The organism is Gilliamella sp. WF3-4, from assembly GCF_001690275.1.
Lineage (GTDB): Bacteria > Pseudomonadota > Gammaproteobacteria > Enterobacterales > Orbaceae > Gilliamella > Gilliamella apicola_C.
Map to the genome: position 1 here is coordinate 1 of NZ_LZGW01000004.1, position 2,222 is coordinate 2,222.

Sequence of the window (2,222 nt, forward strand, 5' to 3'; positions counted from 1 at the left end):
ATCCGTTTTTCGGTAGTCTTTTTTGACCCTAAAATCTAATTTCTCTTCAATATCTGCGGTATTAAATTTAATATCGTGACCCGCTTGTAACCAAGTATTACCGCTTTCACCATTATTAATAATCCATCCCGCTTTAGTATTGATATCATGACCCGCATCAATCACAACATTGCCATCATTTACCTGAATAATACTTGTTTGGTCTATATTGGTAGTTAAATTTCGCCCCCGAGTCTGTGTGCGTGTACTTGATAATAGGTTGATATCATTATCTGCCGACAAATAAACTAGTTTATCCCCCACTAATTTGCCGTAATTGGTGATGTCGTTTTCCGCATTGATAGATACTCTACCACCATAAATAGTGCCTTTATTGGTGACATTATGCCCATCTAATAGTATGTCATTTTTGGCTTTAATTAAGCCATTACTATTAAGTTCATCCCCTTTAACAAACACGTTCTCGCCTGAGATTAATGCCCCATCAGTTCCCAACTGAGGACGGTTAACTACGTAAACTTGTGGCACTAATACCTCTTGCGTTTGACCACCTACCGTGATGGTCTTTTTCACTAATAAAACGATATCAGTGGTTAGTGCGCGCATTTGTTCGTCTGATAATTCAACGCCGGGAACAATACCATAGGCATTAGCAAAACTAATTCCCGCATCCATCAAAGCTTGATACTGCTCTAAATCAGAACGGTAACCATGTAAATAGCGGTTGCCTGTTAAGCCAATAATTTGCTCTCGTATTAATTGCTGTTCGTAATAACCATCACCTAATCGTTTTTGTATCGCATTCGGGTCGGCATTTAAACGGCTTAACATGTAATCAGAGCTGAGCCATTTTTTGCGTTGAGTAAAACGCGGATCGCTTTCGACAATATAATTTTTGTCAGTCTCTTTGTTGATTATCCATAAGCTATTATCAGGTAAAGTTAGATTCGGCTCATAAATTCTAATGGTGTTTGTTTGGATGGATGCAATTCATTATAAAGTAAAAGAAGATGGGGTTTATCGCAGCAAGGCTGTTTATACTGTACTTGCACTTAATTTAGCCGGAAAAAAGGAAGTATTAGGCTTGTATTTATCTGAAAACGAAGGGGCTCATTTTTGGTTATCGGTGTTGACCGATTTACAAAACCGAGGATTAAATGACATTTTAATTGCTTGTGTCGATGGATTAGTTGGCTTTCCTGAAGCGATTAATACTATTTACCCACAAACAGAGGTTCAACTTTGTGTTATTCATCAAATCCGCCATTCAATTAAGTATGTTGCCTCTAAACATCACAAAGCATTTATGAGCGATTTGAAACTTGTTTACAAGGCGGCCTCTCGTGAAGCAGCAATTGATGCATTAGATGAACTTGAGAAAAAATGGGGCGATAAGTATCCAATCGTCATCCAATCATGGCGTCGTAAATGGGATAATTTATCGGCTTATTTCCGCTATCCTGAGCCTATTCGTAAGGTGATTTATACCACCAATGCTATTGAGTCAATTCATCGACAATTTAGCAAATTAACAAAGACAAAAAGCGGATTTCCTAATGAAAATGTAAATACCCCAAACTTAGTACACAACTCACGTAGAAAATCATGCTGCTTGTTTTAGTGTTTTATACTCAATCGGTGTCATGTTATTTAACGCCTCATGCGGTCTTTCGGTGTTATAAATGGTTAGCCATTCTTCGGTTACCTTTCTTGCTTGTTCTAGATTATTAAATAGATATAAATCGAGTACCTCAGTGCGATAGGTACGGTTAAATCGTTCAATATAGCCATTTTGATAAGGGCTACCGGGCTGGATATAATCAATGGTTATACCATGTAATTTAGCCCAGTTGGTAAAGGTTTTTCCTGTAAATTCTGGCCCATTATCGACCCGTATTTTTAATGGATACCCATGATATTCGGCCAGTTTATCTAAGTAACGGGTAATCCTTCCTGCGGGTAAGCTTACTGCAATATCAATACCTAACGCCTCACGATTAAAGTCATCGATGACATTGAATGTCCTAAAGCGACGTTGATTACGACTACTGTCACTCATAAAATCCATTGACCAACATTCACCTTGTTTATTGGGAACTAATAACCTTTCTGGGCATCGTGGAGGAATGCGTTTTTTACGCTTTACCCTGAGATTAAGCTTTAATTCACAATACACCCGATATATCCGTTTATGATTCCATTGATAGCCGAGCTTTCTGATA

Annotated in this window: 2 protein-coding genes and 1 pseudogene; 1 reads left to right on the forward strand and 2 read right to left on the reverse strand. The window is 38.0% G+C overall.

All coding sequences use genetic code 11. The annotated features are described in order from the left end of the window. Nucleotides 1–831 (reverse strand): hemagglutinin repeat-containing protein (locus tag A9G47_RS01915; RefSeq protein ID WP_141674781.1); only part of this gene is annotated, 831 nt, incomplete at its 3' end. A gap of 142 nt (nt 832–973) precedes the next feature. On the opposite strand from A9G47_RS01915, the pseudogene A9G47_RS01920 reads away from it, so the two are divergent. After that, nucleotides 974–1,564: pseudogene (locus A9G47_RS01920) on the forward strand (IS256 family transposase); the annotation flags it as partial. A gap of 39 nt (nt 1,565–1,603) precedes the next feature. On the opposite strand, the gene A9G47_RS01925 reads toward A9G47_RS01920, so the two are convergent. Beyond that, a partial coding sequence (locus A9G47_RS01925; RefSeq protein WP_176700636.1) for an IS3 family transposase occupies nt 1,604–2,222 on the reverse strand: 619 nt, incomplete at its 5' end.